Raw genomic sequence first — 22596 nt, 5'->3', positions numbered from 1 at the left:
ATAGGAAGATCCGGTCCGGTGACGGGAGCTCTTGAAGGGAATGTGACCGATCCCGGGAATGCTCCAAGTCTAACCTACCGGATGGACTGGGAGCGCGGGCGGATCGGCGGACGGGTAGACGGGCTGGAGGCGGTGAAGCAGGCGGCGGTCAAGGTGCTCCAGACCAGCCGTTATGAGCACCTGATCTATAGTACGGACTATGGAACAGAGTGGAAGCTGGTGCTGGGTCAGGACAGGCTGCTGGCCCGGCCGGAGCTTCGCCGGCTGATCAGCGATGCGCTGCTCCAGGATGAGCGGATTCTGGCGCTTGAGGATGTGGAGATTTTTTTTGACGGGGATAATGTTAGCTTCAGCTGCATCGCTGTCACGGTATATGGTGATTTGGAACTGAGAAAGGAGGGGATCGAGAGTGTATGAGGATCAGACGTATGAGGCCCTGCTTGAACGGATGCTGGACCGGGTTCCAGAGGGGCTGGACAAGCGTGAGGGAAGTATTATCTATGATGCGCTGGCTCCGGCAGCGGCCGAAATGGCCCAGATGTATCTGGAGCTTGAGGTCAGCAACAATCTGTTCTTCCCGGATACGGCAGGCGGCGAATATCTGGAACGGACCATTGCCTGGACGGGACTGAAGCGTCATCCCGCAGGCAAAGCGCAGCTGGGTGCGAGGTTCTATACCAGCGGCGAGCAGCCGCTGGACATTCCGCTGGGCAGCCGCTTCTCCCTGGGACTGCTTCATTATAGTGCGGCGGAGAAGCTGGCTCCTGGGATGGTTCGTCTCGAAAGTGAGACTGCCGGGACTGAGGGGAATCAGTATTCAGGGGCGCTGCTGCCTATCGATTATATCCCGGGGCTGGCCCGGGGGGAGATTACGGCCCTGCTTGTTCCCGGTACGGATGCGGAGACGGATGAAGCGCTGCGGCAGCGGTACTTCGATTCGGCGCGCCGGCCAGCAACGAGCGGCAATAAATATCATTACATGGAGTGGGCAGAGCAGATTCAGGGCGTAGGGGGAGCGCGGGTCTTCCCGCTGTGGGCCGGGCCGAAGACGGTCAAAGTGGTCATTGTGAACGCGGGGCATCAGCCTGCTTCTACGCTGCTGGTCTCCCAGGTGCAACAGTACATTGATCCTGCGCCGGGTCTTGGCGAGGGCCAAGCACCGGTGGGTGCCGTAGTGACGGTGGAATCGGCCGCAGGCAAGACGATCAGCGTCACCGCCAAGGTCACGCTGGCAGCGGGTTATGCGCTGCAGCCGGTCATTCAGGCGTTTACGGCGCTTCTGGAGAAGTACCGCAAGGAGAAAGCTTTTACCGCTACCTATATCAGTCAATCCGTCATTGGAGCGCTGCTGCTGGATACCGAGGGTGTTGTGGATTATAGCGGACTTAAGCTGAACGGCGGAACGGCAAATATCCCGCTGCTGGAGACGGAAGTGCCGCTGTTCGGCAATGTCGTACTGGAGGTGTAGGCATGGGATATCCGGAGCAGATCGATGTCTTTCAGGATAAGCTGAACAAAAAGGCAAACGGCGGCAGTCATGTTGTAGAGGAGAAGCTTCTGCTTACAAATGGTGTATTCAGTGGTCTGCTGGCTCATGACAATATCAACAATCAGACACTGGCCGTGTACACAGGCTCACGCTTCAGCGGGACAGAGGTGCGGAATTACTCGGTCTCTTTCCCGGATGAGGCCCCTTGGCAGCGGCTTATCAGCATCTATGCCGATGTTCCTGAGGTGTATGTGACTTACGAGACACCTGGGGACACCGTGGAAGCGGATGATGTGAATCAGTTACAGACGGGACTGACTGCCACGCAGCGTGAGCTGGAACGTTACAAACAGGCCGGACGGATTGACGGCGGATCTTTTAGAAGAGAGGTGTGAAATGGCACAAACCATTCAAGTCAAACGCGGTACGCGGGCGGAGCTGATCACTTACGGCGCGCTTAGAGCAGGAGAGATGGGCTTCTGTACAGACACGAAGGAGATCTATATCGGAGACGGTACTTCTAATTCCATGGTGGGCCGGGCCTTGTCCGGTCCCGAAGCTTCGCGACCTGCGGCGGCCTCGGTGGGGCGTCTGTATGTTGTGAGCAGCGGGAGTAACAACGGGTATCTGTATTTCGATGACGGGGCCGCCTGGCGCCGGGTGAATGCGCAGAGATTAACCGATCTGGCCGGAACGGTGGACGATGTTGCAGACGGTTCCACATATGCCAAGGTGCTGAGGGCAGATCTTACAGCAGGGCATCCCAATAAAGTGTCGGACGGCACGAATACGAAGACGGCAGCAGAGATTGCAACACATATCAACGATGCCGCGAAGCACAGGGTGATTAACGATGGCGGCTCAGCGATGACAGATCTGTGGTCCGCACAAAAAATCAAAAACGAAATCGAGCTGGCCAAGCATAATATCGAGCCTCAGGCTTCGGTAAAGGATCAGAACCTGACTGCTCCGCCGGGCAGTCCCGTGGAGGCAGACCGGTATATTATCCCGGCTGGAGCGACTGGAGTCTGGGCGGGTAAAACCAATCAGATTGCGGAGTATGCCGCAGGTAGCTGGTCTTATTATGTTCCGGCTGTTGGCTGGACCGCCTACGTGGATGATGAGCAGAAAATCTACAGCTGGAACGGAAGCGCCTGGGTGCGTACCGGTGGGGCACTGCAGACCATTACGGCTGGCAGCGGCCTTACCGGCGGCGGACAGGCGGATGCGGTAACGCTGAATATCGGAGCGGGCTATGGAGTTACGGTAAGCGCAGATGCGATTGCTGTAACCGCAGGCAAGGGGATTACCGTAGATGCATCCGGTGTTGCGGCAAATGTGGATGGCAGCAGTATTGTGTATGACGCGGGCAACGGCAACCGGCTGACGGTGGGCAGTATCGATGGCGGAACATTCTAGGGGGCGGTGAGCATGGCACTGAAGACATTGATTCAAATCCGCCGCGGCCTGGAAAGTGCGCTGGGCACACTGGCCGCAGGCGAGCTGGGCTACTGCACGGATAGCGGCAAGCTGTTCATCGGCAGCGGCGGCAGCAATATGCTGCTGGCGGCAGGGCAAAGCACAGGCGATATGCTGAAAAGCATCTACGATACCAATAACAACGGCAAGGTCGATTATGCACAGGCTGCGGATACAGTTCCCTGGTCAGGTGTAGACGGCAAGCCTTCTGTCTTTCCGGCTGCTGCGCATACCCATGATTATCTGCCCAAAGGTCCGCTGACCTGGAACCAGCTGAAGGGGGTGTAGCTATGGCTTATGGAGACAGTATATATGGCCTTGTGGCGTATTCGGCAGATGGTGTGACAGGGGAAGGGCCGGAGATTACCGCTCCTGATCTGATGAAGTACCTGCCCGATTATTATCAGGGAGTGCCTGAGATGGAGACTGTGCAGGCCAGCGCAGGTATAGCCTGCGGTGAATTGGCTTATGCCATGGCTGACAGCGATGGGCAGAAGACGCTGGAGTCGGCCACCTGGGGGCTGTCCCGCTGGGAGCGGATGCTGGGACTGGCCTCAGATCCGAACAAGTCCTACGCTACCCGGCGGGAGATGATCAAGGCCAAGCTGCGGGGCAGCGGCACGACGACACCGGAGATGATCCGGCGGACGGCGTCTGCTTTTTCCGGCGGGGATGTGGAGGTCGTGGAGGTGCCCGGAGCCTACAGCTTCGAGGTGCGTTTCGTCGGCACGCTGGGTATTCCAGCTAACATGGCGGGTCTGATTCAGATCATGGAAGAGATTAAGCCGGCCCATCTCGACTATAGCTTCGTGTACAGCTACACCTGGTGGGACTCCTTGAAGTCCCTTACCTGGAACGGTGCACACAGCAAGACCTGGAACGAACTAAGAGTATATGAATAGGAGTGTGAGCGATGAAGACAACGGGTAATCTGGGGCTGAAAAAGCCCGATGGTACAGACATTGTAGATATCACCGATCTGAACGGCAATATGGATATTCTGGACACCGCCGTCAAGGCTGTGCAGGATCACGCCGCCGATACAGTGAAGCATATTACGGCGGCTGAGCGGACGGCATGGAATGGTAAGGCATCTACGGCGGTTGCAACCACGACTGCTGCGGGGCTAATGGCCGCAGCGGATAAGTCGAAGCTGGATAGCGTGGTGCAGGGGGCGAATAATTATGTGCATCCGTCCACGCACTCGCCTTCCATCATCGTACAGGACTCGTCCAACCGCTTCGTAACCGATGCGGAGAAGACGGCCTGGAATGGCAAGGCGAATCTGGTGACTACACCTCAGCAGACTACGGCGGATGTTACCTATTACGTCCGGACGGATGGGAATGATGGGAATACGGGGCTTGCGAATACGGCGGGTGGGGCTTTTCGGACGATTCAGAAGGCTGTGAATATGCTTCCCCAAACTATCAGTCATGTAGCTGCAATTAATATCGCCTCCGGTAACTATTCAGAGAACATTGTTATTAGGGGATTTAACTTTGGATCCAATGGAGGTCTAACCATAACAGGAGACCCAGCCAATCCGGCCACTGTTACCATTAGTAGTATGGAGTTACACTCCAATTTTGGGCAGGTAACTATAGAGAGTCTCACCGCTACAACTGTGAGTAAGGATGCTTTCATAGTTAATAGATGCACTGGGTTCCGACTGAATAATCTTAGAGTTGTGGCATCGACAGGATCATTTAGTGGTGTAATGGCTTATTTTTCTGTTGGCATAATCAACGGTGGTGTTTTCAGTAATCGAATTCTCGGGGTCAATGTCAGTGCTGCATCGACTATTGATTTGATCGGTGTTACTGGAACCGGGAATGCCGTTGGAATTGGATCGAATGATGGTTCCTTCGTGACAAAGTTCAACTGCTCCTTGACTGGAAATCAAATGGAAGGTATAGCAGGTGGGACACTTACAACAGGTGGAGTGCTCAACCCATGGGGAGATAATACGACATTAAATAGGCCTATGGCTGAGATGAAGCCGCTTTCTGACCAATTATTAAGTGCTGGAGTATGGGGCAAGGTTACATTAAAGCAGTCTCTTTACAGTATTAAAAATGTTGCGGACACAGTAAACAGTCGATTTGTTTCTCCTGAAACGGGAGTATATTTATTGAATGTCCGTATAGCGGTATCTAATTCAGGAGCAGGGCGGGCCGCTATTGGAGCTTTCGTAAATGGGAACCTAAATGGACTTTTAATAGAACAGACGAGTGATGCGAGTCAATTAGGGTTATCATTGGGCGGATCTTCGCTTCTGCGCCTTAGTGCGGGAGAGTATGTAGAAATATTCGTAAACCCTACTCAAAATATTTCTATTTCTCCTCATGATCCATACACACATGTATCATTAATTCGAGTTGCATAAAGGAGATGAATAAATGAATTTGTCACAAGCAATCAAGCACCTACACCCAAACGCCAATCCCATGAACGACTTCAGCGTCCAGGACAACGGACCAGAACCCGTCCTTCGGCCGGGAGCCGAAGCCAAAGGCCGAGTCCGCTACGAGATCAAGCCGCCAGAAATCGGCGAACAACCCGTAGAAGGCGTCCATTACCGTTACGGTATCGACTATAATCTGCTGACCGAAGGCGAGGATTATGATCTGGTGGAGCGCGGACCGTATATTGCGGTCTGGAAGCTGGATGCGACGCAGCCGACAGAGGCTGAGTTGCGGACAGCTTGGGAAGCGTACCAGGAAGCTGAGGCGAACAAGCCGCCGGTGCTGACGGAGATGGAGCAGTTGCAGCATGAGAATCTGCTGCTGAAGGCGCAGAATAGCGCGTTGTCGGAGCGTGCCGATTTTATTGAGGACATCATTGCCGAAATGGCAATACAGGTCTATTCATAATATTTCGTTTTTTATAAGCTCATACTCATATGGAGAGGTGGTGAGGATAGAATGGCATTATTTTTCGCACAACGCGTCACTCTGGGGAAAACGAAGTATAGTGAAGTACCCTCCACGCTGAAGCTGGCCGTCAAAGAAATTCTGGAAGATAACGGTCTGGAGTTTCTGGCAACTGAAGAATAGGTAACCGCAGGCGCCGACCAAGGCGTTTTTATTTTGCCCTCGGACCCGTCCGGGGGCTATATGAGAAGCACTGAAGAAATAAACAAAAAGCAAAAGAAGCGGAGGGGAAATTTGGAACTGTAGGAGCGATAGCGACCGCCTTTGTCTGCGGATTTCAACCGTTAGAAACGGTATAAAATCAAGAAATCTGCGGACAACAGCGGCCGGAAGTCCAAATGTTCACCGCAGTGACGATGAAGCTTCAAGTTTAAATCTTAAGTGCGTCTTATATAACTACTTTAATAATTATTTTAATAACCACACAGAAGGGAGTGAAGCAATGGACAGCAATGATGTTGCGAATCTGGAGAAGCTGCTGCCGCTTGCAGATAAGTATGGACTGGCTTATATCATCGCTCTGATTCTGCTCATGATTATGCTTGTGCTTTTGCGGTCAATTGTGAAGGGGAATCTGGTGCCGCGTGAACTGCTGGAGCGTGCTGAGGAAGACCGGGACCGGCTGCAGAATATCCTCGACAAAGAGCGGTCAGACTTCATGGCACCCACGCTGGAAGTATTGCAGCGATTGAAAATAGACCATTCCGCAGGCGGCCATACGGGGAGTACGAATGAAGAAGACAGGGGGGGATAACGTGCTGAGTGAATGGATCAGGCGGCTATCGCCCCTGCACCGGGACAGAGAGCGGAAGCTTGCACTGGCAGGACATAGAGTATCGCTCTCTATCCGCAGGTACAAGAATGTATCCAAAGACATTCAGGAAGAAATCAGGAACAACGGGTTCGCCGAGTTCCTAATCTATGATCGGGGGGCAGAAGATGAGCAGCATTGATATTGTGTTGTTATTGGCCTATTCCATATCCTTTATCTGTGCGCTGCTGCTGATGGCTGCGCTTTTTTTGTATTTCCGCCGGAGATTCCGGGTACGCGTAGTCAGTCTGTTTATGCTGGCGGCGTTCTTTTTCCTCGGGGCGTATACGGTTAAAATGGCGGTGGCCTTCTGGATCAGATTCAGCTCCGCGCCTGTCCCGGACGCTGTACGAAGCTCGCTGCAATCGGATGCCTGGGCCATTGCCCAGACAGGAACCACCCTAGGGCTGGTGATCCTGACCTTGCTCATGTACACCAGACGCCGGGATCTGTTCGTGGTCCTCTCTGAAATCAGGAACGGAGGGGATTCGCATGCTGACGCTGGCGCAGGTTCTGAATAAATCCGCTGCCCGGCTGTCCGGGCTTCATCCCGCCGTCCTTGCCGCCGCGAACGCACTGATTGAACGCAGTTATGCCTCTGGTATTCCCATCCTAATTACGCAAGGCCTGCGGACGATGGCAGAACAGGATGCGCTCTATGCCCAGGGGCGAACCAAGCCGGGTGCGGTCGTGACGAATGCGCGCGGCGGGTACAGTTATCACAACTATGGAATGGCGGTGGATTTTGCGCTGCTGCTTCCGAATGGTTCCAGCGTCTCTTGGGATATGAGCAGGGACGGCAACCAGAATGGCACTCGGGATTGGATGGAGGTGGTGCAGCACGCTAAGGCCATCGGGTTCGAATGGGGCGGCGACTGGACGAGCTTCAAGGATTACCCGCATTTGCAGATGCGCTTCGGATTAAGCCTGGCGGAGCTGCGGACGGGGAAGAAGCCTGCGGCTGCGGCCGTGGAGGCGGTGGTTGAACAGATGAAGCCCAAGGAGGAACAAGCAGTGAAGACTCAGATGAAAGTTGCAGTACAGGTCAATGGCAAGAAGATTGCGGACGGATGGCTGGATGGCGGGGTCACCTATGTTCCTGCACGTAAGATTGCGGAAGCGCTCGGCGCTCAGATTGCTTACCACCCGGCCGTCAATACGGTCGAGATTACCACTATCCCGCAGAAGGGAGGTATCTCATGATGAACCGCGAACTACTGGATAATGTGTTGGCTTTTGCCTCTATCCTGGCCGTATTTATTTTTGCCCTGGTGCAGCTGATCAAAAATAACACCACACTGCCGCGTAACAGCATTCCGTTTATTGGACTTGGCATCGGGCTGCTGATCGGAGCGGCGGCGTATCCTTTTACAGAGTTGGAGTTGACCTTGCGTCTATGGGCAGGCGGATTGGCCGGATTATCGGCTACCGGATTATTTGAACTGGCATTCAACAACCGCTCCGATCATACAATGAAATAAAAGGTAACCTGTTACACAAATGACCGGCTCCTTGGAGCCGGTTTTTTAGCATCTGGCGTTATATAAATTTACATAACCGCTACATAAAACAAATATATAACAGATAATCTAATAGGAAGAATTACATAATTATTTTTGACTGCATAAACAGCCGGGTTAGTGTATAATCGAAATTACTGCACTGCTTTACCGCGCAATAAAGTTGAAGATTTCCGGGCGGTTTTATTGTATGATATGAGGAAAGCTTTTCAAATAGACAATGTTAAGAGCATTGATCCGGAAGAGGATGGGGGGAGCAGCATGACCGAACTTACGACTGCCGTTAGCAAAAGCAACTCCAACAATCTGCTGCGGCGAGACGTACGGTTCCTGGGGAACATACTGGGCGAAGTCTTGGTACACCAAGGCGGCAACGAACTGCTGGATATCGTGGAGAAGATCCGGGAGACCAGCAAATCGCTGCGCTCACTGTTTTTGCCTGAACTGCACAATGAATTTAAAGAGCTGATCAGCTCGCTGGACCCGGAGAATCGCCATCAGGTGATCCGTGCCTTCGCTATTTATTTTCAGCTGGTGAACATCGCCGAACAGAACCACCGGATTCGCCGCAAACGCGATTACGAACGTTCTGCCGGGGAGACGGTACAGCCGGGGTCGATTGAGAGCGCTATTCAAGAGCTTCGCGAGCGGGATTTCTCGCATGAAGAGGTTCATGAGATCATGAAGGGCATGTCGCTGGAGCTGGTGATGACCGCTCACCCTACGGAAGCTATGCGCCGTGCGATTCTCGATATCCACAAACGGATCTCCGATGACGTCATGGGGCTGGATAATCCGACGCTGACCTTCCGCGAACGCGAACAACTCCGTGAGAAGCTGCTGAATGAGGTCATTACCTTATGGCAGACGGATGAACTGCGTGACCGCAAGCCTACGGTGCTGGATGAAGTGCGTAACGGGATGTATTATTTCCATGAGACGATTTTTGAAGTGCTGCCGGATGTCTATCAGGAGCTTGAACGCTGTCTGAGCAAATATTATCCGGGGCAGAACTGGCATGTGCCGACCTATCTGCGTTTCGGTTCATGGATTGGTGGAGACCGCGACGGCAACCCGTCGGTGAAGGCAGCAGTTACCTTGCAGACCCTACGTCTGCAGCGCAAGCTGGCTATTCGTGAATACCAGCGGATTATGCGCGAGCTGATGCAGTACCTCAGCTTTAGTACAAGCATTGTGAAGGTGACGCCGGAGCTGGTGGAATCCATTGAAGCGGACCGGAACATTATCAATCTCAACCGGGTCGATGCCTGGCGTAATGATAACGAGCCTTACCGGATTAAACTCAGCTATATGATCTCGAAGACACAGAATGTGCTGGACGATGAGAAAAAAGGAACGCCGGAACGCTACTCGTCCCCAGAGCAATTCATAGCAGATCTGAACGTGATTGACCGCAGCCTGCGGCATCACTATGCCGATTATGTAGCGGATACCTACATTAAGAAGCTGATTCGTCAGGTGGAGCTGTTCGGCTTCCACACCGCTACGCTGGATGTCCGCCAGCACAGCCAGGAGCATGAGAATGCAATGACCGAGATTCTGGCCAAGATGAATGTTACACCGGACTACTCCAAGCTGTCCGAGCAAGAGAAGATTGTGCTGCTGGAGAAGCTGCTGAATGATCCGCGTCCGCTGACCTCCCCTTACCAGAATTACAGTGAAGGGACAGAGGAGTGCCTGGCGGTATACCGTGCGGTCTATGAGGCACAGGAGGAATACGGCAAGCAGTGTATTACAAGCTATCTGATTAGTATGGCGGAAGCGGCAAGTGATATTCTGGAGGTAATGGTCTTCTCCAAGGAAGTCGGCTTGTTCCGTAAAGACAATGACGGTACGGTAGTCTGTACTCTGCAGGCAGTGCCGCTGTTCGAGACGATTGACGACCTTCATGATGCGCCGCAGATTATGCGTACGCTGCTTAACATGCCGATCTACCGCGATGCAGTCAGAGCGATGAACGATCTCCAGGAGATCATGCTGGGGTATTCCGATAGTAATAAAGACGGCGGTGTAGTTACAGCGAACTGGGAGCTGCGTGTTGCCTTGAAGGAGATCACAGCGACTGCCGATGATTTCGGCATTAAGCTGAAGTTCTTCCATGGACGCGGCGGTGCCCTCGGACGCGGCGGTATGCCGCTCAACCGGAGCATTCTGGCCCAGCCGGCTTCCACCATCGGCGGCGGGATCAAGATTACCGAGCAGGGAGAGGTGATCTCCTCCCGGTATTCAATGAAAGGTATTGCATACCGCAGTCTGGAGCAGGCAACATCAGCGCTCATTACAGCGGCTATTCATGCCAGAACGCCGCAGACGGATCTGTATGAAGCCAAGTGGGATGAGATTATTGCCCGCATCTCTGAGGTGTCCCTGAACAAATATCAAGATCTGATTTTCCGTGATCCGGATTTCCTTACGTACTTCAAAGAGTCAACCCCGCTGCCGGAAGTAGGGGAGCTGAATATCGGCTCACGCCCTTCGAAGCGGAAGAACAGCGAGCGCTTCGAGGACCTGCGTGCGATTCCTTGGGTATTCGCCTGGACGCAGAGCCGTTATCTGCTTCCAGCATGGTACGCCGCCGGAACGGGTCTGCAGAGCTTCTATGAGGGCAAGGAAGAGAATATGAAGATCATGCAGCATATGTATGCCAACTTCTCATTCTTCACGACCCTGATCGATACCCTGCAGATGGCTATTGCGAAGGCGGATCTTGTCATCGCCAAGGAATATGCCGGGATGGGCAAGAACGAGGAGGCGCGTGCGCGTATCTTCGGCCAGATTGAGGCCGAGTTCAAGCTGACTTCCGAGCTGATTCTTAAGATTACCGGTCAGCAGGACATTCTGGATAATGTTCCAGTCATTCAGGAATCAATCCGCTTGCGTAATCCGTATGTTGATCCGCTCAGCTACCTGCAGGTTCAGCTCCTCGCCGAGCTTCGCGCCCTGCGTGACGCTGAGGGGGATGACGCCGAGCTGCTGCGTGAAGTGCTGCTCACGATCAATGGTATTGCCGCCGGTCTTCGGAATACCGGCTGATGCTTTGCGTTGCTCACCGTAGCTGCACTTTGCTCTACCGATCTTGTTCTTCAAAGTCGGCGAAGCCGCTTTAGGGTTTGGATCTAAAAGTCGGCGAAGCCGCTTTAAGGTTTGGGTCTAAAAGTCGGCGAAGCCGCTTTAAGGTTTGGATTTTCCGATCTTAGGCTTTGATCTTTCGGTCTTGAATCTTTGAAGCTGGCCCTAAGCCGCTTCAGAAGTCTCCGCCCACCTCCTAACCGGGGTGGGCATTTTTTTATAGGAAATTGGCGGTTACGAAGGCGCACGGGCCAATTGTATGCGGAAAACCGAATAGAAATAGAATGAGGATTCATGTAGGTGGGGCAGACAAGTGGGGTGCTGCTTCAAGAGGGGCATAAGGCACCGGCAGGCTTCATCTGTCCGGAGGGTTTGTTGTGAAGGAAGGGAGGCCGGGAGTCAAAGACCCAGCCGAGCCCATGCCCCACCCCATTGTTGCCTGAGATATACTTGGGCAACAAGAAAAGCAGTGGGGGAACCAGGCTGATGGAGGGGGCGAAGCGGAAATTTGGAACTGTAGGAGCGATAGCGTTCGCCTTTATTGGCAGATTTCGACCGCAGCCTGCGGTTCCAATCAGGAAATCTGCCAATAACAGCGACCGGAAGTCCAAATGTTCTGCGCAGCCCCCGACTAATCAGCCGCCAGAGGGCCATGGGGTTCCTTCAGCGCAACCTGGCAGCAACCTTTTCCAGCACATTATATAGAAGGTAACAATACAAACCTTGATTTTTGAAGACACATGATTTACGATTTAATTGCTTGTACCGTGGTCTTCGAAGAGCTGACAGTCCAAGGGCGGCAAGTCTGGGGGAGTTAACAGGTGGAGAATCTGGAAGGCAGACTGACAAAGCTCGCCCTGAAGGGTGACCAAAGGGCATTTGCTGAGCTTGTGGATTTATATAAAGACAAAATTTATCATTTGGCTTACCGTATGCTGAATAACCGCCATGAGGCGGAGGATATTGTTCAGGAGACTTTTTTGCGTGTCTACAGAAATTTGGACAGGTATGATGATAAGCAGAAGTTCTCAACATGGATCTACCGGATTGGCACGAACCTCTGCATTGACCGGCTGCGCAAGCGGCGCCCGACCTATTCCCTGGATGCCGAGATGAACGACCAGGAGGGTATTGACGGGTATTCCATGATTCCGAGCGATAATGTGACCCCGGAGACGGAACTGCTCCTCTCGGAGACACAGAGACTCATCTATGAAGCCATCGACAGCCTGCCCGTGAAATACAGGTCGGTCATGATTCTGCGGTATCTGCAGGATTTGTCGCTTCAGGAGATCGGCGATGTGCTGGATATGCCCGTAACGACGATCAAGACCCGGGTGCACCGGGGGCGTGAGTTTTTGCGCAAGAAGTTAGGACCCAAATTGTAAAAATAGATTATTTTTTATGAAACTCCTGCAGGGCAGGGACGTATGTAAGTTAAGCAAGTCTTATGCACTAAATAAGCATGTATGAAAGGATTGGCTCCTATGGAATGCAAACTGGCCGTCTCTATGATGCACGACTACCTGGATGACGACTTGCCCGACCTGCAGCAGAGGGAATTGAAGGAGCATCTTTTATCCTGTACGGAGTGCCGTGCGAGGTTCAAAGAACTGGAACAGACCGATATGCTGATGTTTTCCCTGATGCACCAGACCCCTGTGGCCTCGGAGGATTTGGTTGGCCGGATTATGGATTCATTGCCGAAACCCAAGAAGGAAAGAGCCTTTATCACCTGGATCAAGAGACATCCGGCCCTGACGGCGGCGTCTTTGTTCATTCTGGTGATGCTGATGAGCTCCGTAACCTTTTGGAATCAGGATCGGCAGCTTGTAGTGAGAGGTGCAGACCTCGACCAGGTTGTGATCCAGGGGAATACGGTAATTGTACCCTCCGGCAAAATTATCTCCGGTGATCTGACGGTGGAGAACGGTAAAACTCAAGTATACGGGGAAGTCAACGGGAACGTAACGGTAATCGACGGCTCGCTGTATCAGGCTTCAACCGCCCATATCTCCGGGCAAGTCAAAAGTATAGACCAAGCCGTAAGCTGGATCTGGTATAAAGTGACGAACATGTTCTCTGAAGTTGCCTACCGATAGCTAATGTTGGTCGCTTGTAGCAGATAACTCATTTGCGCCTCTTTTTCCGGAAAGATGGCGCTTTTTTGTTGCCTGAAAGTACAGGTTCATCAATTTATCAGCCGCGAAACTTGCAACCGGAGGCGGAACGTTATAACCTAGAATAAGATTCAAACTTAACAGACAATTTACATAAACCCAGCTAATTTGAAATGACGGGGGTTTTCGGTCATGAGCTACTTTACCGACCTTACATGGAAAGAATCCATTAAAGATATAATCGATATTCTAATTGTCAGCTACATTATCTATAAAGTGCTCAATATGGTGCGCGGGACGCGGGCGGTTCAGCTGCTCAAAGGGATTCTGGTGCTGGTCGTGATCTGGGGCGGCAGTACGCTTCTCGACTTGTTCACGCTGAAATGGCTGATGAACCAGATGTTTACGTTTGGGGTATTTGCGGTCTTTATTATTTTTCAGCCGGAGCTGCGGCGGGGGCTGGAACAGCTGGGCCGGGGCAAGTTCTTCGGGCGGAATGCGGAGAGCGATGAAGAGATTAGCAAATTAATCGGTGAAGTGATTAAAGCCCTGAATTATTTGGCTGTCCGCAAAATAGGGGCCTTGATCGTATTCGAACGGGCGACGGGGCTCAATGAATATACGGAATCCGGGATCGCCATGCGCTCACAAGTCAGCTCGGAGTTGCTGATTAATATTTTCATACCCAATACGCCGCTGCATGACGGTGCGCTGATTATGCAGGGAAGCCAGATCGCGGCGGCCGCCTGTTATCTGCCGCTCTCAGAGAATCCGTTCATCAGCAAAGAGCTGGGAACCCGGCACCGTGCCGCAATCGGCATCAGCGAGGTGGCAGACTCGGTATCTGTGGTCGTCTCCGAGGAGACAGGGCAGATCTCACTGGCAATTAATGGACAAATTGTCCGGGATATTAAGGAAGAGTCCCTGATCTCGAAGCTGCACCAAGAGCTGAGTGCAACCAGCTCGCCCCTGATGGAGAAGAGTTCCGCTTTCTGGAAACGGAGGGGGAATAAAGACAATGGATAAATGGATGAAGAACAACAACTTCAACAAGATCCTTGCCCTTGCACTCGCCATTATTCTGTGGACCATTGTGCATGTAGATACAGCGCCAACCTACCAGACTACGGTTAATAACGAATCGAAGACGATTGAGAATGTTAAAGTGGAGATTGAAGGCTTCGACAGTGAGAAGTATGTACTGACCAAGGATGTGGATAGCGTCAGGATGGAGGTAATGGGCAAAAAGTCAGATCTGACCTATAAGTTCTCCGATGCTTATCGGGTATGGCTGGATCTGAAGGATGTGAAGCCCGGCGATAACACGCTTCCGCTGATGTATTCGACTCCGAGTGGTGTCACCCTGGAAGCTATGGTCCCGAATCAGGTGAATGTGCATATAGAGCCGCGGACGACCAAGTCTTTTCCCGTCTCGCTGAATATTACGGGAGAGCCGGCAGCAGGCTATGAAGTAGGGGAGCCTGTAATTGACCCGGTATCTGTAGAGGTTACCCTGCCGGCAAGTGATCTTGGGCGGGTAGCGAAGGTACAGGGGAAGGTGGAGCTGGAGGGGCAGGATGAGACTTTTAGCGAGAAGCGGGTGAAGCTCTATGCTCTGGACAGTAAGGGGAAAGAGCTGGAGGATGCGGTCATTGAACCCTCTACAGCAGCAGTGGAAGTGCCTGTTACCCTCCCCTCCAAAACCTTGCCGCTCGACATCAGCTTCACCGGCAGTCTGCCCGGTTCGCTGGTGCTGTCAAGGGTGACACCTGAACAGGATATGGTCACGGTATTCGGCAGTGCCGAGACCTTGAAGACCCTATCCTCCTATGAGGCCGTACTGGATTTGAGCACGATCAAGAATGCAGGAACCGAGCAGATGAAGCTGGAGCTTAAGCCGCCGGAGGGCACCGGCAAGATTGAGCCTGCGGCCATGAACGTAGCGGTCTCTGCGGCGGAGATTACCCAGCGGACCCTCTCCGCTGTACCGATTAAGCTGGAGGGCGTCAGCAGCGGGCTGACCGCCCGTATGCTGGACCCTGGAAGCACCTCTATAGATCTGACCATATCAGGTGCGCCAACGCTGCTGGATCAGCTGGCCCAGGATAGTATCAGCGTGGTTGCAGATGTCGGGGGGCTTGCGGCTGGCATTCATGATGTCACGCTGCAGGTGTCGCTCCCCCGGTTCATTACCCTGCAGAATCCCGCCTCGCAGCTTGTTGCGAAGGTGGAGCTGGTAGCGCCTGCTGCTCCGGCAGCTACTGCTGCGCCTGAGAGCACGCCTGCCTCGTCGCCTACCCCGGAGCCCAGTGCTGAGCCTGCATCCGGGAATGAGACGCTCGTAGAGCCTACCCCTGAGCCTACAGTCGAGATTATAGAGGAGACCCCGACGCCGACACATATTCCGCCGGAGGCTGAACCGACGCCGCCCGCAAGCGGGAATAATGCCAACAGTACGGGCGGAACGTAATTTTCCGGTCATGTACGAGTCTATATGAGCACCTGACATACACGAATTATTGAATCATTCATACTATAATTTATTAAGCTGAAGCAGCGTATTCACAAAGGAGAAAATAAGATGGGTAAGTATTTCGGAACAGATGGCGTACGCGGGGTGGCTAACCGTGAATTAACAGCAGAAATGGCCTACAGTATTGGACGCTGCGGGGGATATGTGCTGGCAGGAAATGTGGAAAAGCCTAAGGTGGTCATCGGGATGGATACACGGATTTCCGGTCCGATGCTGGAATCGGCACTGATTGCCGGATTGTTGTCCATTGGGGCGGATGTAATCCGTCTGGGTGTAGTCTCTACCCCGGCTGTTGCTTATATCACAAGATTGCTCCAGGCGGATGCCGGAGTGATGATCTCTGCTTCACATAATCCGGTGGAAGATAACGGAATTAAGTTCTTCGGCGGAGACGGCTTCAAGCTGACAGACGAAACAGAGCTGCGCATTGAGGAGCTGATGGATGCCGAGCAGGATGAGCTGCCGCGTCCGGTGGGAGCTGGTCTGGGCACACTGCGGACAGATGATCAAGCGAAATATCTCTATCTGGAGTATCTGAAGACAACCATCGACCAGACCTTCAAGGGGATGAAGGTAGTACTCGACTGTGCACACGGTTCAGCCTATGAGCTGGCACCGCGTCTGTTCAAGGAACTGGGTGCGGAAGTGATTGCCATTGGGGCAGAGCCGGACGGGCTTAATATCAATGACGGCTTCGGCTCCACACATCCGGAGACTCTTCGTGCAGAGGTGCTGCGCCATGGTGCGGATCTGGGACTTGCTTTTGACGGGGATGCCGACCGCCTGATCGCTATCGATGAGAACGGCGACGAGGTAGACGGCGACTTCATTCTTTGCATTTGCGGGGATGCGATGAACCGTGCAGGAAAGCTGAAGGACGGCACTATTGTATCAACGGTAATGAGCAATATCGGGTTCTACAAGGCCACAGAGAAGCTGTCGCTGAATACCGCGAAGACTGCGGTCGGCGACCGTTATGTGATGGAAGAGATGCGCCGCGGCGGTTATAATCTGGGCGGGGAGCAATCCGGCCATGTGATTTTCCTGGACTATAATACTACAGGCGACGGAATTCTGACTGCCATCCAGTTGGTGAATACCATGAAGTCTTCCGGCAAAAAGCTGAGCACCTTGAAGTCCATGATGACTAAATATCCGCAGGTGCTGGTCAATGTGCGTGTGCAGGACAAAACCAATTATCCGAACAATCCGGCGATTGAGGCCGCGATTCTGGAAGTGGAAGGCAAGCTGGGCGACAACGGGCGTGTCCTGGTGCGTCCTTCGGGAACGGAGCCGCTGATCCGTGTAATGGCCGAAGGGCCGGATAAGGCGGAGCTGGATCTTTTTGTAGGGCAGATTGTTGAAGTGGTTCAGCGCGAGCTGGTGTAATCACACATGGAATAGCACGACCCGCAGCTGGTGGATGGATCGATCCGATTCGTTCACTGGCTGAATTATTAATGTGGTCATGGCTATCTGGTGAATTTTGAAATGGATGAAAAAGGTTTTCTTCGGCACATCGTTGCAAAAACAGGTTGAGATGCATATAATAGACTGAGTGTCATTCCAGAAGGAAAGCGGGGATCGTAAGGTTATTGAAACACAAGCGCCAGAGCTTGATCTTGCGCGGGAGAGAAGGGAGGACCGGTAGCTGCGCCGACAGTGCAGGACGGTCTGAACGGATCACGGCAGATGTAAGCTGACGAGGTGGAGGTGTTCGAAATGTTCGGCGGGGACCTCCCGGTGATGCACCAGAGCCGTAAATGGAAGCGGAAAATGCGAGGGCGACCTTGCACACAACGCTTCTGTGGGTGCCAATTGAAGATGTACAAATCATGGGTATGCGCATTTGCAGGAACGCAGATGGTTCTGCCACGGCAGAGGAGAAGACTGTGCATAATCGTGACTAACGATGTAATTGACAGGTTATCATGTTGAGTGTAATGGACAACATCATATTTGCTTTTCTTCAAAACATGCCGCACGGCACGTTTCTTTCCTCATGCGCCCCTAATTACGATAAATTGGACGGAGGAAAATATAATGTGTGGTATTGTAGGATATATTGGTAATCAGAATTCGCAGGGGATCTTGGTTGAGGGCTTGAAGAAGCTGGAATATCGCGGGTACGATTCCGCCGGTATTGCTGTGTTCACGAAGGATGGTCTGCAGGTTGTAAAAGCACAGGGACGTATGGCGAATCTGGAATCCCGTCTGGATGCAACTCCACTGACAGGAAGTGCCGGCATCGGCCACACCCGCTGGGCAACACACGGCAAGCCGTCCGATGAGAACTCTCATCCGCACACGGATAATACTCACAAATTCTCGGTTGTCCATAACGGGATTGTTGAGAATTACCTTGATCTTAAGGAAGAGCTGATTGCCGGAGGATGCCACTTCACCTCGGAGACAGATACAGAAGTCATCTCCCACCTGATTGCCCGTGAATACAAGGGAGATATCGTTAAGGCTGTACAGCAGGCGATCTCTTACATGCGCGGAGCTTTTGCCCTGGGTGTATTGACTGAATATGAACCGGATAAGCTGGTAGCTGTGCGTCAAGCCAGCCCGCTGATCATTGGTCTTGGCGATGGCGAGAACTTTATCGGGTCCGATATTCCTGCACTGCTGGAATACACCCGCAACGTATATATTCTGAACGACGGCGAAATGGCTGTACTGACACGGGATGCTGTCGAACTGATGACGATTGAAGGCAACTTTATTTCTCGGGAAATGATTACTGTCGATTGGGATGCCGTTACCGCAGAAAAGGGCGGTTATGAGCACTTCATGCTGAAAGAAATCCATGAGCAGCCTAAGGCTTACCGTGATACGATGCGCGGCCGCATGAACGCTGAAGGCAACAAGGTTATTCTGCCTGAGCTTAACCTGACAGAAGAACAAATCAAGAACATCCGCAATATCCAAGTGGTAGCTTGCGGGACTGCTTATAACGCCGGTCTGGTTGGACGTAATCTGATTGAGTCCCTGGTACGCATTCCTGTAGAGAATGATATCGCTTCTGAATACCGTTACCGTTCGCCCATCGTAACTTCGGAGACACTTGTTATCGTAGTCAGCCAATCTGGTGAAACTGCAGATACCCTGGCCGCTCTTCGTGAAGGCCAAGCGAACGGAGCCCATGTGCTGGCGATCACCAACGTAGTAGGCAGCTCTATTGCCCGGGAAGCAGACAGTGTACTGGTTACGCTGGCGGGTCCAGAGATCGCTGTAGCCTCGACCAAAGCGTATACGTCCCAATTGATCGCATTCACTTTGCTGGGTCTGTATCTGGCTGAAGTACGCGGCACACAGTCTGAATCTGAGGTTACCAAGATTCTGGCCGCTATGCAGTCTCTGCCGGAACAAGTAGAAGTGATTCTCGGTCAAAAAGACGCGATCAAAGCTTACGCTGAGCAAATTGCTGAGCACAAGCACCTGTTCTTCATCGGCCGCGGCGTAGATTACGCTGTAGCTCAGGAAGGCTCGTTGAAGCTCAAAGAAATCTCCTACATTCACTCCGAAGCCTATGCTGCGGGTGAACTGAAGCATGGCACCCTGGCATTGATCGAAGAAGGCGTTCCTGTCATCGCTCTGGCTACCCTGGAATCTGTGCTGGAGAAGACCGTCAGCAACATCAAAGAAGTGAAGGCCCGTGGCGCCCATGTCATGGCCATCACCCATGAAGAGCACAAAGACGACCTGCTCCGCTCCGTTGACCAGGTATTCGTGATCCCGCAGACGTTGCCGCTGCTGACCGCTGCGCTGTCGGTAGTTACGCTGCAGTTGCTGGCGTACTACGCTTCGCTGGCTCTGGGTCATGATGTTGATAAGCCAAGAAACCTTGCGAAGAGTGTTACTGTGGAGTAGGGGATAGGATTGGGTATCATCGGTGTCTGGTGATAAAAAAGTTTGGAACCAGTAAAAAAGTCTGGAACCAATGTTAAAAGTGTGGAACGCCTATTTATTGTAGTTCTGAGCCGAACATCTAGAAGAGATTCTATGATGTTCGGCTTTATTTTTTTGGGGAGAGTCACATATATCGGAGGATTGTTGAAGTTCAATTGTCAAAAGAAAATAATGTTTAGACTGAAAAATAAAGTGTTAGACTGGCGGGCGCTTGATTAAGCTAACGGGCAGGGTAGCGTAATAAATGAATATATCTATAATCGACCTTTTTTCGATTTTTCTTATCAACTATTATGTTTATATAATATTAAAGGATGGTGGGTTACGTTGATTGAAAATCCAAGCATCATACTCATTACAGGAATAATGGCCAGTGGAAAATCTACCGTAGCACAATTACTGTCCGAACAATTTGATAAATCGGTGCATTTACGAGGTGATATTTTTCGAAGAATGATTGTAAATAACCGCAAAGAGGTTCGTCCAGATTCAGAAAGTGACGAGTTTGATCAGTTGAGGTTACGATACCAGCTCGCCGCCCAATCAGCGGAGATGTATTATAAGGCGGGATATACAGTCGTTGTTCAAGATGTTGTCATTGGACCGTTACTTACCGATTTCATCTCGTTTATTAAGAGCCGCCCATTTTACTTAGTCGTGCTTTGTCCAAACTCTACAGTGGTTGCAACGAGAGAGGCTATGCGGGCTAAGAAGGGTTATGGGATTTGGAGCGTAGATGAGTTGGATCGCGTATTGCGAAATGAAACTCCACGCTCGGGTCTTTGGTTGGATTCATCTGATTTGTCCCCTACAGAGACGGTTAAAGAAATAATCATGCGACTACAAAACGAGGCGTTGATAACATAAACGATGACGCTAACGGGATACGTTAGTTGAACGACCACAGCGGCAGTCCAAGACTTTATTTATCAAGTCTTAGACTGCCGCTGCTTCATTCTAACGGAAGGATAGTTTAAAAGTTCTTGACTATGACGTTAGGTCATAGTGCATAATTCTCTCTATGAATAATAACTAGGAGTGAGAGACATGAACATAAAAACATTGCGTTCAGACCAAATTTATCAAAAAGTTGCCCAAGCTTCGCCCGAGGAAAAGCTTGAATTATTCAGAAATGAAATGATGGCTCCCTTTATGAAACAATGGCAAATTCAACAGCTCCCTTTTAAAGCTAAAGAGGCGAATGGTTATGACGTTGTTACGTTCAATAGTATAATGCATCGGTCCCCTGATCAGATTACCGGGCAGATTTCATCAGAGATCGAGTTGATTTCGTCGGATTCTTTTTGGTTAGAGTGTGAGCATGCTGTAAAGAAAAGCCTCCATCTATTTATAGAACATGAAATAAATCTCCCTGTATCCGAATATTTGTTTACCATTCAACTAGGAAATCCGGAAAGCCGTGCCTTATTAATAAATGAAGGATATAGCGGCTTCGGGGGCATTCCCGGGTTTATCTGGGGTACACTCTTGCCAAATGAGTACACGCTTCCTAGAATGAAGGCTTCGCTGGCGCACGAATGCAATCATAATGTGCGATATCAATTTATTCAATGGGATCACACCGTTAATTTGGGCGAGCTTATTGTAAGTGAAGGATTAGCTGAGAACTTTGCTACGCTCATGTTTGGAGAAGAGTTGCTTGGCCCTTGGGTAACGAAAACAAATGCAGAAACACTTAACAGGCGCATTAAGCCCGTGCTAAGAGAGCAATTGCAATTAACGGGGTTTGATCAATTTGCCCCTTATCTTTACGGTGACGAGATCGCAGAACTTCAGAACTTTAAACCGGTCAATATGCCTTACAGCGCCGGCTACGCTTGCGGATATTATTTAATCCAGTATTACCTAAGAAAAACGGGAAGAACGATCTTTGAGGCAACAATCACGCCTGCTGCTCAAATACTAGACGAAGTAAAGGGATTTTGGGATGAAGAAACCATTATTAGCGGTTAAAGATATTGTTCAGATAACAGGCATTACAGCTCGTACCTTGCACTATTACGATAGAATCGATCTATTTAAACCGACACATCTGACTGAAAAAGGGTATCGCCTATATGATCGAAGCAGTTTGGAAAAACTTCAAACCATTTTATTCTTAAAGGAATTGGATTTTTCCTTGAAAGAAATTGCGGACATTTTAAAGCTGACCAGGCAAGAACAGAAACAAATATTAAAGAAGCAGAGACAAACTTTATTATTGAGAAAACAAAGACTGGACAACATCATGACTGCTCTCGATGAATACGTTTCGGGGAATGATATTAGTAATTTGCACATTTTTAACCATTCTTCCGTTTTGCCATTGAAAGAACAGTATGCCAATGAGGCAAGATTCATTTATGGCGAAACAGAGGCGTACAAAGTGTATATTGAGACGATTGAAAAACTATCTGTCGATGAAAAAGAGAAACGTTTTTCCGATACTGAGGAAATATATAAAAAAATTGCGTCTTGTATCCATCAGGATCCTTCCTCCGATGAAGTGCAGCAATTAATCGAAGAGTGGAAAGGAAATCTAATGCAATTCATGACATGCGATGCAGAGTTACTGGCTTGCATTGCCCATACCTACAAATTCGATGCACGATTCAAAAGCTACTTTAATCAATATGGTAATGAGTATTTAGCAGATTTTCTTTACAGCGCAATTATGCATAATATCAATCGGTAATTATCTCA

The 22596-nt window shown here is 51.2% G+C and carries 24 protein-coding genes; all 24 read left to right on the top strand.

Annotated elements, in window-relative coordinates; all coding sequences use genetic code 11:
* The first annotated feature begins 18 nt into the window (after positions 1-18).
* A complete protein-coding gene (locus MHH28_RS18690; RefSeq protein ID WP_405104525.1) occupies positions 19-417 on the top strand; it encodes a DUF2634 domain-containing protein in 399 nt (132 codons plus the stop codon).
* Positions 410-1468, top strand: a complete 1059-nt coding sequence (locus tag MHH28_RS18685) for a baseplate J/gp47 family protein (RefSeq protein WP_405104524.1) — start codon at positions 410-412, stop codon at positions 1466-1468. The genes MHH28_RS18690 and MHH28_RS18685 overlap by 8 nt, the downstream gene beginning before the upstream one ends.
* Before the next feature lie 2 nt (positions 1469-1470).
* On the top strand, positions 1471-1884 hold the full coding sequence (locus MHH28_RS18680; protein ID WP_405104523.1) for a phosphoglucomutase: 414 nt from the start codon (positions 1471-1473) through the stop codon (positions 1882-1884).
* 1 nt (position 1885) lies between these two features.
* On the top strand, positions 1886-2908 hold the full coding sequence (locus MHH28_RS18675; protein ID WP_405104522.1) for a DUF2793 domain-containing protein: 1023 nt from the start codon (positions 1886-1888) through the stop codon (positions 2906-2908).
* Positions 2909-2920: 12 nt separating this feature from the next.
* Positions 2921-3256, top strand: a complete 336-nt coding sequence (locus MHH28_RS18670; RefSeq protein WP_405104521.1) for a phage tail protein — start codon at positions 2921-2923, stop codon at positions 3254-3256.
* A gap of 2 nt (positions 3257-3258) precedes the next feature.
* Positions 3259-3870, top strand: coding sequence for a putative phage tail protein (locus MHH28_RS18665; protein WP_405104520.1), 612 nt, complete (start codon positions 3259-3261; stop codon positions 3868-3870).
* 11 nt (positions 3871-3881) lie between these two features.
* Positions 3882-5357 carry a hypothetical protein gene (locus MHH28_RS18660; RefSeq protein ID WP_405104519.1) on the top strand — a complete coding sequence of 492 codons (1476 nt, stop codon included), beginning with the start codon at positions 3882-3884 and terminating at the stop codon, positions 5355-5357.
* A 13-nt stretch (positions 5358-5370) separates the two neighbouring features.
* Positions 5371-5844 (top strand): XkdW family protein, encoded by a 474-nt coding sequence (locus MHH28_RS18655; protein WP_405104518.1) that lies wholly within the window; start codon positions 5371-5373, stop codon positions 5842-5844.
* 51 nt (positions 5845-5895) lie between these two features.
* Positions 5896-6027 (top strand): hypothetical protein, encoded by a 132-nt coding sequence (locus tag MHH28_RS18650; RefSeq protein ID WP_405104517.1) that lies wholly within the window; start codon positions 5896-5898, stop codon positions 6025-6027.
* A gap of 319 nt (positions 6028-6346) precedes the next feature.
* Positions 6347-6658, top strand: coding sequence for a hypothetical protein (locus tag MHH28_RS18645; RefSeq protein WP_341183780.1), 312 nt, complete (start codon positions 6347-6349; stop codon positions 6656-6658).
* A complete protein-coding gene (locus MHH28_RS18640; RefSeq protein ID WP_341183781.1) occupies positions 6636-6857 on the top strand; it encodes a hypothetical protein in 222 nt (73 codons plus the stop codon). The genes MHH28_RS18645 and MHH28_RS18640 overlap by 23 nt, the downstream gene beginning before the upstream one ends.
* Positions 6844-7236: a hypothetical protein gene (locus MHH28_RS18635; protein WP_405104516.1), complete on the top strand. Its 393-nt coding sequence runs from the start codon at positions 6844-6846 to the stop codon at positions 7234-7236. The genes MHH28_RS18640 and MHH28_RS18635 overlap by 14 nt, the downstream gene beginning before the upstream one ends.
* Entirely contained in the window at positions 7208-7918 is a 711-nt protein-coding gene (locus tag MHH28_RS18630) for a M15 family metallopeptidase (protein WP_405104515.1), read from the top strand. The genes MHH28_RS18635 and MHH28_RS18630 overlap by 29 nt, the downstream gene beginning before the upstream one ends.
* On the top strand, positions 7918-8196 hold the full coding sequence (locus MHH28_RS18625) for a holin (RefSeq protein ID WP_405117170.1): 279 nt from the start codon (positions 7918-7920) through the stop codon (positions 8194-8196). Before MHH28_RS18630 ends, MHH28_RS18625 begins: the two co-directional genes overlap by 1 nt.
* A gap of 300 nt (positions 8197-8496) precedes the next feature.
* The gene (gene ppc, locus MHH28_RS18620) at positions 8497-11289 is read left to right on the top strand and encodes a phosphoenolpyruvate carboxylase (protein WP_405117168.1); all 2793 of its coding nucleotides are present in this window, start codon (positions 8497-8499) and stop codon (positions 11287-11289) included.
* 857 nt (positions 11290-12146) lie between these two features.
* On the top strand, positions 12147-12713 hold the full coding sequence (sigW, locus tag MHH28_RS18615) for an RNA polymerase sigma factor SigW (RefSeq protein ID WP_341183785.1): 567 nt from the start codon (positions 12147-12149) through the stop codon (positions 12711-12713).
* Between the two features lie 99 nt (positions 12714-12812).
* On the top strand, positions 12813-13427 hold the full coding sequence (locus MHH28_RS18610) for an anti-sigma factor family protein (RefSeq protein ID WP_405104514.1): 615 nt from the start codon (positions 12813-12815) through the stop codon (positions 13425-13427).
* 210 nt (positions 13428-13637) lie between these two features.
* Positions 13638-14471: a diadenylate cyclase CdaA gene (gene cdaA, locus MHH28_RS18605; protein ID WP_341183786.1), complete on the top strand. Its 834-nt coding sequence runs from the start codon at positions 13638-13640 to the stop codon at positions 14469-14471.
* A complete protein-coding gene (locus MHH28_RS18600; RefSeq protein WP_341183787.1) occupies positions 14464-15915 on the top strand; it encodes a CdaR family protein in 1452 nt (483 codons plus the stop codon). Before cdaA ends, MHH28_RS18600 begins: the two co-directional genes overlap by 8 nt.
* A 111-nt stretch (positions 15916-16026) precedes the next feature.
* Positions 16027-17367: a phosphoglucosamine mutase gene (glmM, locus tag MHH28_RS18595; RefSeq protein ID WP_405104513.1), complete on the top strand. Its 1341-nt coding sequence runs from the start codon at positions 16027-16029 to the stop codon at positions 17365-17367.
* Between the two features lie 654 nt (positions 17368-18021).
* Entirely contained in the window at positions 18022-19854 is a 1833-nt protein-coding gene (glmS, locus tag MHH28_RS18590; RefSeq protein WP_405104512.1) for a glutamine--fructose-6-phosphate transaminase (isomerizing), read from the top strand.
* 366 nt (positions 19855-20220) lie between these two features.
* Positions 20221-20760, top strand: a complete 540-nt coding sequence (locus MHH28_RS18585; protein WP_405104511.1) for an AAA family ATPase — start codon at positions 20221-20223, stop codon at positions 20758-20760.
* A gap of 180 nt (positions 20761-20940) precedes the next feature.
* On the top strand, positions 20941-21867 hold the full coding sequence (locus MHH28_RS18580) for a DUF2268 domain-containing protein (RefSeq protein ID WP_405104510.1): 927 nt from the start codon (positions 20941-20943) through the stop codon (positions 21865-21867).
* Entirely contained in the window at positions 21842-22588 is a 747-nt protein-coding gene (locus MHH28_RS18575; RefSeq protein WP_405104509.1) for a MerR family transcriptional regulator, read from the top strand. Before MHH28_RS18580 ends, MHH28_RS18575 begins: the two co-directional genes overlap by 26 nt.
* The last annotated feature ends 8 nt before the right edge of the window (positions 22589-22596 follow it).

The organism is Paenibacillus sp. FSL K6-1217 (genome assembly GCF_045040735.1).
Taxonomy (GTDB): Bacteria; Bacillota; Bacilli; order Paenibacillales; family Paenibacillaceae; genus Paenibacillus_AQ.
The sequence above is the reverse complement of the archived record's forward strand: the minus strand, read 5'-3'. Positions and strand labels throughout refer to the sequence as shown.

Coding starts and splice junctions, on each gene's coding strand:
- MHH28_RS18680 (WP_405104523.1), top strand. CDS start 1,471: ATGGGATATCCGGAGCAGATCGATGTCTTTCAGGATAAGCTGAACAAA.
- MHH28_RS18675 (WP_405104522.1), top strand. CDS start 1,886: ATGGCACAAACCATTCAAGTCAAACGCGGTACGCGGGCGGAGCTGATC.
- MHH28_RS18670 (WP_405104521.1), top strand. CDS start 2,921: ATGGCACTGAAGACATTGATTCAAATCCGCCGCGGCCTGGAAAGTGCG.
- MHH28_RS18665 (WP_405104520.1), top strand. CDS start 3,259: ATGGCTTATGGAGACAGTATATATGGCCTTGTGGCGTATTCGGCAGAT.
- MHH28_RS18660 (WP_405104519.1), top strand. CDS start 3,882: ATGAAGACAACGGGTAATCTGGGGCTGAAAAAGCCCGATGGTACAGAC.
- MHH28_RS18655 (WP_405104518.1), top strand. CDS start 5,371: ATGAATTTGTCACAAGCAATCAAGCACCTACACCCAAACGCCAATCCC.
- MHH28_RS18650 (WP_405104517.1), top strand. CDS start 5,896: ATGGCATTATTTTTCGCACAACGCGTCACTCTGGGGAAAACGAAGTAT.
- MHH28_RS18645 (WP_341183780.1), top strand. CDS start 6,347: ATGGACAGCAATGATGTTGCGAATCTGGAGAAGCTGCTGCCGCTTGCA.
- MHH28_RS18640 (WP_341183781.1), top strand. CDS start 6,636: ATGAAGAAGACAGGGGGGGATAACGTGCTGAGTGAATGGATCAGGCGG.
- MHH28_RS18635 (WP_405104516.1), top strand. CDS start 6,844: ATGAGCAGCATTGATATTGTGTTGTTATTGGCCTATTCCATATCCTTT.
- MHH28_RS18630 (WP_405104515.1), top strand. CDS start 7,208: ATGCTGACGCTGGCGCAGGTTCTGAATAAATCCGCTGCCCGGCTGTCC.
- MHH28_RS18625 (WP_405117170.1), top strand. CDS start 7,918: ATGAACCGCGAACTACTGGATAATGTGTTGGCTTTTGCCTCTATCCTG.
- ppc (WP_405117168.1), top strand. CDS start 8,497: ATGACCGAACTTACGACTGCCGTTAGCAAAAGCAACTCCAACAATCTG.
- MHH28_RS18610 (WP_405104514.1), top strand. CDS start 12,813: ATGGAATGCAAACTGGCCGTCTCTATGATGCACGACTACCTGGATGAC.
- cdaA (WP_341183786.1), top strand. CDS start 13,638: ATGAGCTACTTTACCGACCTTACATGGAAAGAATCCATTAAAGATATA.
- MHH28_RS18600 (WP_341183787.1), top strand. CDS start 14,464: ATGGATAAATGGATGAAGAACAACAACTTCAACAAGATCCTTGCCCTT.
- glmM (WP_405104513.1), top strand. CDS start 16,027: ATGGGTAAGTATTTCGGAACAGATGGCGTACGCGGGGTGGCTAACCGT.
- glmS (WP_405104512.1), top strand. CDS start 18,022: ATGTGTGGTATTGTAGGATATATTGGTAATCAGAATTCGCAGGGGATC.
- MHH28_RS18580 (WP_405104510.1), top strand. CDS start 20,941: ATGAACATAAAAACATTGCGTTCAGACCAAATTTATCAAAAAGTTGCC.
- MHH28_RS18575 (WP_405104509.1), top strand. CDS start 21,842: ATGAAGAAACCATTATTAGCGGTTAAAGATATTGTTCAGATAACAGGC.